Source organism: Flavobacterium sp., from assembly GCF_039932285.1.
Lineage (GTDB): Bacteria > Bacteroidota > Bacteroidia > Flavobacteriales > Flavobacteriaceae > Flavobacterium.
Window position 1 is genome coordinate 1 of the sequence record NZ_JBDTQE010000093.1, and the last position, 8,963, is coordinate 8,963.

The 8,963-nt window shown below is 29.5% G+C and carries 7 protein-coding genes and 1 pseudogene; 4 read left to right on the plus strand and 4 right to left on the minus strand.

Annotation, left to right across the window (positions count from 1 at the left end; all coding sequences use genetic code 11):
- Window positions 1-9: 9 nt before the first annotated feature.
- The 4 genes and pseudogenes from ABI549_RS12575 to ABI549_RS12590 all read left to right on the plus strand — a co-directional run bounded on the left by ABI549_RS12575 (window position 10) and on the right by ABI549_RS12590 (window position 4,721).
- Window positions 10-1,248 carry a DUF4268 domain-containing protein gene (locus tag ABI549_RS12575; protein WP_348076816.1) on the plus strand — a complete coding sequence of 413 codons (1,239 nt, stop codon included), beginning with the start codon at window positions 10-12 and terminating at the stop codon, window positions 1,246-1,248.
- 33 nt (window positions 1,249-1,281) lie between these two features.
- The gene (locus ABI549_RS12580) at window positions 1,282-1,644 is read left to right on the plus strand and encodes a hypothetical protein (RefSeq protein ID WP_348076810.1); all 363 of its coding nucleotides are present in this window, start codon (window positions 1,282-1,284) and stop codon (window positions 1,642-1,644) included.
- A gap of 51 nt (window positions 1,645-1,695) precedes the next feature.
- Window positions 1,696-2,333 (plus strand): annotated as a pseudogene (locus ABI549_RS12585) (ribonuclease H family protein).
- Between the two features lie 6 nt (window positions 2,334-2,339).
- Window positions 2,340-4,721: a UvrD-helicase domain-containing protein gene (locus tag ABI549_RS12590; RefSeq protein WP_348076811.1), complete on the plus strand. Its 2,382-nt coding sequence runs from the start codon at window positions 2,340-2,342 to the stop codon at window positions 4,719-4,721.
- A gap of 85 nt (window positions 4,722-4,806) precedes the next feature.
- Here the strand turns inward: ABI549_RS12590 and ABI549_RS12595 are convergent, their stop codons facing one another.
- The 4 genes from ABI549_RS12595 to ABI549_RS12610 all read right to left on the minus strand — a co-directional run bounded on the left by ABI549_RS12595 (window position 4,807) and on the right by ABI549_RS12610 (window position 8,758).
- A complete protein-coding gene (locus tag ABI549_RS12595; RefSeq protein ID WP_348076812.1) occupies window positions 4,807-5,142 on the minus strand; it encodes a cyclic-phosphate processing receiver domain-containing protein in 336 nt (111 codons plus the stop codon).
- 43 nt (window positions 5,143-5,185) lie between these two features.
- Window positions 5,186-5,611, minus strand: coding sequence for a hypothetical protein (locus ABI549_RS12600; RefSeq protein ID WP_348076813.1), 426 nt, complete (start codon window positions 5,609-5,611; stop codon window positions 5,186-5,188).
- A 31-nt stretch (window positions 5,612-5,642) separates the two neighbouring features.
- On the minus strand, window positions 5,643-7,445 hold the full coding sequence (locus tag ABI549_RS12605; protein WP_348076814.1) for a hypothetical protein: 1,803 nt from the start codon (window positions 7,443-7,445) through the stop codon (window positions 5,643-5,645).
- Between the two features lie 371 nt (window positions 7,446-7,816).
- Entirely contained in the window at window positions 7,817-8,758 is a 942-nt protein-coding gene (locus ABI549_RS12610) for a DUF6371 domain-containing protein (RefSeq protein ID WP_348076815.1), read from the minus strand.
- Window positions 8,759-8,963: the final 205 nt, after the last annotated feature.

Here is an 8,963-nt window from a genome sequence, read left to right on the forward strand (position 1 = left end):
TGAGGTCACATACAAGTCAGGTCCAAAGCAAGGAAAAACAGAAACTATTTATTCGAAATGTTGGAGAACTACAATAATAGAGAACATGTTGATACGAGTAATGAAAATATCACGATTGAACATATTTTTCCAAGAAATCCTCATGATGACTGGAACACTAATTTATCTTCAGAAGATTATTTTTCATTTAAAGAGAAATACTTAAACACGATTGGGAACCTTACTTTATCGGGTAATAATGGAGCTTTAAGTAATAAGTCTTTTATTGATAAAAAACAGATGAATATTGATGGCAATGAACAAGGCTATAATTATAGTAGATTATGGTTGAATACTTATTTGAAATCATTGGAAAGTTGGACTGTTACGAACTATGAAGAACGTCAAAACTTGATTTATGAGCGTTTTTTAAAAATATGGGAGTATCCAGATGTTGCAATCTCTGAAAATGAAGATTCTGATGAACAGAACATTTTTGATGCTGAAAGTCCAAGAAACAAAAAATTGGAATATTTCATATTTGAAAACACAAAAATTGAGGAAGATACAATTGCTAGAATGTATTTTTATATCATTAAAAATCTCTATGAAAGAAATTCTCAATTATTAATTGAAAACCAAAATATTTTAAAGATAACAAGAAATGCTACTGATTTCAGAGCTGACCAACTTATTACTAATGGTTGGTATATTGAATCTAATATCGACAGTAATTCAAAATTCAGTATATTAAAGAAGTTGCTTGCATTATATGAATTAGAAGACGAATTGTTAATCAAGTATTCTTCAGGAACAGATAATGATTCAGAGCCTAGTCGATTTATGGTTAGAAAAAAATATTGGCATCAATTATTACCTTTATTAGAAAACACAAGTTTATTCTCTAATGTAAATCCTACTAAAGACCATTGGTTGAGCACGGGAGCAGGAATTGCTGGTATAAGTTACACTTTCGGGGTTTCTAAAACTTATGTTAGAATTGAACTTTCTATTCTTCATTCTAGTAAAGAAACAAATAAAAAGTACTTTAAAAATCTGTATAAAAATAAAGAAATCATAGAACAAAAATTTGGTGGAGCATTAGAATGGGAAGAACTTCCAGACAACAAAATGAGTAGAATTAAAATTGAAGAAAAAAACGTTAGTATATCTAATGATTCAGATTGGGAAATAATGAACAATTTTCTAGTTTGTAATTTACCGAAATTTGAAAAAGCGTTTGAACCATTTATTAAGAATTTAAAATAATTGCAAAATTCTTAACAACTTTAAAAATATATTATGAAAATACCAGAAGATCTTATACCATATACCTACAAAGAATCTAAAAGAGTTTTTGAAAATGATCTATCTGTAAAAGAGGCAGCTGAAAATATGCATAAAAACTGTGGTATTAATATTAATTCAAGCGCAGATTACTATTATTATTTTAAGTACTTGAAGACTGGAGAAGGTTCCTGTAGAATATTAAGTAGCTTCACTCAAGAATTTTATTTAAAAGCCATGTATGACGATTATGGCAGAGAACAACTAAAAAAATCATTAAGGCATTTTAAACAACTTATTGTAAAGTTTGAAGGAGATAAAGTGGGTTCAAAAAAATTGATGTGGGCGATTTATACTAAATATATAGACTATGTCTAAAGCTCTTAACTAAATTTACTTCCTAGGAAGTGATGAATTATTATTATTAGCATGGCTAAGCAACCTAAATTTTATGTAGTTTGGAAAGGGCGTGAGACAGGTGTTTTCAATTCGTGGGAGGATTGTAAAGCCCAAACCAATGGTTTTGAAGGTGCTGTATATAAATCGTTTGTTTCACGAGAATCAGCAGAAAGGGCGTTTCATAGTGAAAGTGATGAGTATATTGGTCAAGGTAAAAAATATGTTCCCTCATTATCAAAAGAAGAATTACTTTTAATAGGTAATCCGATTGAAGACAGTATTGCCGTAGATGGCGCTTGGAATAACAATACTGGTTTGGTAGAATACCAAGGAGTATATAATAAAACCTATGAAGTGTTATTTCATGTAGGTCCGTTAGAGGATGGTACTATTAATATAGTTGAGTTTCTGGCAATTGTACATGCTTTAGCTTTGTGTAAGCAATGGCATTGGAAAATCCCAATTTATTCCGACAGCAAAATTGCAATAGGTTGATAAAACACAAAAAAGCCAGAACTGATCACTTACCAAGTGAAAAAAATAAGAAATTGTTTGAGATGTTGGCAAGAGCCGAAAAATGGTTGGAAAACAATGAATATGAAAATCAAATATTAAAATGGGAAACCAAAGCATGGGGAGAAAACCCAGCTGATTTTGGACGAAAATAAAATAGCATGTTAGAACAAAACGAGAATATTTTACAAGGATTAAATGATAAACAACGGGAAGCAGTTGTAAGTGATGCCAAACGCCTTTTGGTATTGGCAGGTGCAGGTTCTGGGAAAACTAAAACTGTTATTTCAAAACTACTTCATTTGGTTGGCGAAAAGAATGTTAAACCATCTTCGATTTTAGCCATAACTTTCACAAAAAATGCGGCTAACGAAATGATTGATCGTTTACTTGTTTCCAGTGATGATACAAATACTTATGAAGCTTTTATACAGAATAAAACTAAAAATGTTATTCAGAAAGAAGCGGAGAGAAGAAAGCGAATACAAAGAGAACCTTGGATATCAAATCTAACCATTAGAACATTTCACTCTTTATGTTATAAAATACTTAAAGATAATGGCAGTGCAGTTTTTGACAATAAGTTTAAATTAATCACTGATGATATTACAGCTGTGGATGTTGATTTAATTATGAAGGAAATAGCATCGAGCGAGAAGCCAAAAGAGATTATAGGAAAATTGCTAGTCCTTGCTTGTAATAATCGTGAATATATTTTAAAACTAAAGAGGTATATATTAGATTATTATGTGGATACAGTTTCTATCGCAAAAGAAATGCAATCATATGCGAATGAAGGACAAAGAACCTACACCACTTTAAAAGGAGAAACTGTAAAGTCAAAATCGGAACGTGATATTGCAGATTGGTTGTATAGACATAATATTAAATATGTATATGAAAAAGTGACCAATTTTAAAGACTTTAATTTTAAACCCGATTTTTTTATACCGCAAGCCAATCTTTTTCTGGAACATGTAACGGATAAAAGTTATAAGATGGAGGATAAAGAAAAACAGTTCATCGAAAGCGGAAGGAATTGTGTCGTTACTTACGAGAACATAATGAATAATTCAATGCTTTTTAATTTAGCAATGGAACGAATTGTAAAAGGTAAAATTTCTGAGGCAATTACCGAAGATATCTCTTTGAGTTATGAAGAAGAATTTAATCGTTATCATAATAAAGTAGATGAATTTCTAAAAACTGTGAAGCGGTTACAATCTATGATTAAAGGGGAAGCTATTGAACCTTCTAGTTTATTAGAAAAGTCAATAAAAAGTGAACATGAAAGAATCAGAGTGTTTTATGAACTTGCCATTCCGATAATTGAAGAATACAAAAAATATTGTACCAACAAATCATACGTTGATTTCGATGATTTAATAATATTGACTGTCAAACTACTCAAAGAGAATGAAGACGTTAGAGAATTTTATCAAAATAAGTATAAATATTTGATGGTTGATGAATTTCAAGATGTAAATGGATTACAAGTCAAATTATTGGATTTATTACTCAAACCAGATAATCAATTGTTTTGTGTGGGAGATGACTGGCAAAGTATATATGGTTTCAGAGGTTCAAATGTTGATTATATTGTAAACTTCGAAACGCACTATAAAGATTGTGAAGTTCATAAACTAGACGTAAATTATCGAAGCACGCAAACCATTGTTGGGGCAAGTAATGAAGTGATTAAGCATAATAAAAATCAAATAAGTAAAGACATAAGAGCTTTTAAACAAGCGCCTAGTAAAATCCAAATTTATAGAGCTAAAAAACTAGATGAAGATGGCGTTGAGTTTTTAGTTAATAAAGTAAAAAAACTATATGAAAACGGTTTGGGTAAAGATGATATTCTCGTTTTGTATAGGAGAACAAAAATGTTTAGCCCCTATTATGACGCATTGAAAGAAAATCGTCTTTTCGTTTCCTACAAAACAATACACGCCTCAAAAGGACTGGAAGCAAAAGCAGTATTTATAATTGGGTTAACTGAGGGTAACGGTGGATTTCCAGATGTCTGGTTAGACGATGCTATTTTTAGAGTTGTTAAAGATGTGAAATATGATATTTTGCTTGAAGAGGAAAGACGTTTGTTTTATGTCGCAATAACAAGAGCAAAAGATGAATTATTTCTTATTACAGAATTAGGAAATGAATCATCCTTTGTTGATGAGATACCAGACCATTTTTACAATTTTAATAAACCAGTATTTAAAAATAGTGTTGAACCTATAATAATTTGCAGTAAATGCAAAATTAATGTAAATGAGTCAGACCGATTCTGTAGAAATTGTGGCAACGACCTTTCGGATGATTCCATAGAAAAAAAACTTCCAGAATTCATTGAGAATGCTAGGTTAGAGCATAAAAATGCCTATATGCCTTGGACAACAGAAAATGATGCTGAACTTGAGGAACTTTATAGTCAAGGTAAAACAAAAAGTGATTTATGCGATTATTTTGGCAGAAATTTAGGTGCTATTAATGCAAGAATTGAAAAACTTGAATTGGAGCAAAAATATAATTTGGATTAATTTTACAGTGGTAAATATAGTGACTATGAAAAATATTTTACATTAGCTAAAAACTGCAATAAGCAATTTGTTATATGCTGTTGTTTTAGCTTTTTAAGTGTTTAATATAATTATCTAATAAGCTTTGAATTTGCTGGCTCGCTACAGGATTTGCTGAGTGAACATTAAATTTTAAATTTTTCAAATCAAGTCCGGATTTATATACTAACCATTTAGCTGCTGCATAACCATCCTCAGCAATGTTTCCATTTTCATCTAATCCCAAATCATTATCGAAGCTTATTAATTCAGGAAGTCCATTTTGAATTATTACCTTTTTGAAATCTTTAAAATTTCTAACTATAATAAAATCTTCATCTGTAAGATTCTTGTAAACCATTTTTACATCTCTAATGTCGTCAAGAAATAGTTTATATGTCATTGTTTATGATTTTGTATGGCAATAGATATCGTGTTTTGTGGATTCATCGATTAACTATTCTACTTTCAATAATTCTTGAGCCTGTCATCAAAGTTATCTTATCAGATAATACTGAAATAAGATATTTTGTCTTCTTCCTATCTTCAACTTTATAGCAAGTATAAATTTTTGTGTATGGACTTTCAATAAAATCTTCATAGTAAAATTTATCTAAAAATACTCCTTGGTATCTAGCAGAGGTTCTCACTGTTATGGTTTTATCATTTTCGTTAATCGTGAAAATAGTTCCAGTATCTCTGCTATTGCTGATAGTTTGACCTGTTTCAGTGTTTTTGATTGTTTCACCAAGGCAAGTAATCTTTCTCACATCATTTTGTCCATTTGCTAAAAATGAAACACAAACCAAAATAAAAATTTGAACGAACTTTTTCATGGTACTTCTATTTGTATTAAGTAGATTTCTAGCCATTTTTTGAAACGGTTGTTGTTAGTAGCCGTTATTATATAAATACAGACTTAACTAATTTTTTTATTGTAATATTCTGAAGTTTACCCATAGCAGGTGAAATATTTGCATTTTTATCACGGTCATCTTTCCAGTGTAAAGCTTCATTATAGACTATACCGAGAAATGAGTATGCTTCATTAACGTTAATCCCAATACTTTCGGCAAAGTCTAATTTTTCATTAGTACCACCTGTCATAACGTTTAAAAAAGTATTTTGATGAGCTACTTCACTTATTAAATTATAGACATTCTCTTCAATTTTTTTTCTGACCGCACAGCAAACGGCTAAAGGATCAAATGTTGTTTCATCATTAAAATATTTTTGAGCTTCACCATACACATAATTGTCAAAGTTATTTCCTTCACCCCACGTTTGTTTTAATCCTAAATCGTCAAAATCCTGTCTTCTGTTAATTAAGTCAACATGAAAATGTAAAAGGTATTTTTCAATATCGTTTTTTAAGATTGAAGTAGAAATGTTTCTCTGTTTTAAAACTTTAATAAGGTGCTCACTAACCGTGGCTTCATACCTGTCGAGATAATATATTTTTAATTTTAGTTTTCTACCAAACACATATCCTTTAAAATGTATTGGGTCAAGATGTGTTAGTATTAATGGATATATTTTCTTGTTTTTGAATTTAAATTCCTCGATAAATTGACTTGTGTAATATTGAACTGCAACTAAATTTGCGTCATCAAGATAATCGAAAACTTCATCTATAATGAGAATGCAATTTTGTTTAGTTAGTTTTTTCTTTGCTTTTTCCAATAACGCCATAAAGCATAATACATCTCTCTGACCATTTGAGATTAAGTGTGCTTTAGGAAACTCCAAAATAAGTTGATTATTTTTTTCTCTTGGTTTAAATTCAACCCATGTTGAATTAAAGTCCTCAAATAATGTTGTATAGCTTTCTTTCTCATTTTCATATTCCTTTCTATTGCAAAAACTTTTAAAAGCATTTCTGTCTAGGTCAAATAAATTTGATATTTGAATAGCTGATAAATAACTTTCGACTTCTCTGTTAATCTGAAAATTCAAATCAAAATTTTTAATAATAGCGGCTAAATTTGACATATATGGAATTGCTTGAAGTGTAGCTAATTCATTAGTATTTATCCAGGCAATTAATTCCCCTATTGTCTTAGAATTTGGTTGAGCATTTACTCTACTTGTAAAATCTAAAATTGCTTGTTGAACAGTTGAATTCCTACTTCTTGTTAGAATAGTTGTATTTTCAGCTTTCAGTAACTCAATAAATAGTCCTCCAATTGTTAAAATTGGATTTATATTTGTAAGCACTTTTCCATTACTTCCAAATGAAGTTTTATTTCCAGTGTAAGAATAAGTCAAAGTTGTATTAGGTGTAATCGAGTCAATTAATATTATTGGCTCAACATTTAAAGATGCACTGACATTTATACGTCCTCCAAATGATTGTCCTACACCTTTTGCTTTAACTTGATTTTTTATTACAAAACAATCAAAAACACCTGAAATTGTATTTGAAGAATCAGTTGCTGTAAGGTCAATATCAGTTCCTCCGTCATCTTTATAGTTTAGTAAAATAGAAGGTCTATTTGCAGAATTTTTTTTATGTAAATCATCTTCATGAAGATTTATTCTGTTTCTGTTTAACGAATCAAATGCAGTTGAGAATGAACTTTTACCAAAGCCGTTTGGAGCAACTAATAAGCTTGGTTTATTGGGTAAAATATCTAGCGTAAATACCTTTCGTTCAATTCCAGAACTAATACCTTTGATATTCTCAATTTCAATTCGTCTTATCATAATGTGGTTTTTATAATGGCTAATAACTTGGATATAAACCCGCACAAAGGCTTTAATACATATAATATTTTAATAAATAGGAACTCTTTAATAGCGTATTACCTTTCAAAGATAGCTGTTTTAAACAAATCATCAAAAGGGTTTTATTTGTTGAATACTTTTAGGATGATACAATTGCAATGGTATTGCAATGATATTGCAATTATTATTTGATATAAATATGCCTTATTTTTAAAGGGATTACAAGGTTTTGCAATTGTATTGCAATGCAATTGCAATGATTATTAGATTTTATTGCAATGGTTTTAAATCAAAATTTTGAATTATTCATTGGCAGATTTTTCATTCTACCTGTTACCAACCAAATATATTCAGATATATTGGACAATAGATATTCTTCTAAAAACATCTTCCAAATCATTATTGTAAATTCCTTCAAGTTTTAATTGGTTGTCAGTTTTACTTTCTGTCATATCCCATATTTTAGCATTGATTCCTAATGAAATTAAAAATGGTATTTTATATAAAATTATACTGACTGCATTTTCACTCATATCGGGAACGATTAGCACATTATGACCAATTAAAGGATTTACCTTATTCTCTGTTAATCCGTTAATTCCAGCATAAGCCACCCAAACATATTGAGGAAATATAATATAGCCTATAATGGCTGTTTTTTCGCTTTCAGTTAATACAATAGTTTTCTTTGTTTTGATTTTATCGTAAATCAAATGTTCTCCAAATAAGCAGTTGAAATATCCATCTTCATTTTTATAAGGAACTCTAAACTTATTAGTTCGTTTGCCATTTGTATCATAGTAAGCTATTTTAGCTTTTTGAACTTTTAGATTAGTGTTTATACTCCAAAATACAATTCCGCCATCATTACTTGTTCCGAGAGCATAAGTTTCTTTTGCATCTTCTGTTTTTAAATCTCCATACGTTTTGCGTAAATATTGAAGCAAATTATTTTCGGGATTTACTTTAAAATACTTCCATATTATGGATTCATTTATAAATTTTTGAACTAATACTTTTGGAGCATCTATTATACTTTTTTTAGGAAGAATTAAATCCGTTTGAAATTTACTTTCTAATTCATTCCAAATATATTTGTTTCCGTTTTCATCAGTATATGTAGTAGGGGGTAATGAAGCTTTTCCGCAAGAATGGCAATAACCATACTCTTGACTTAGATTTTTATAGTTGATGAATTTTCCGTCTGTATTTTTTCTACCACAGCAAGGAGTGATTAATTTATAATCTCTTTTTGAATTAAATGTAAGTTCTAATTTGGTTTTTTGAAGCATAATTATTCTGTTTTTAGTTTGCAACCTGCAACTTGCAATATTTTAACTAACCATTGTTAAGTATTGATTTTATTAACTATTTAGAGTTTTTGCGTTTTAATCTTAAGTTGCAAGTTGCGTTAACACGTTATTCCATTTTCTTGATATTGATGATTTATTCATTCCTGAAATGGCAACAACATCTTTTTGACTGGCATTGTTTTTT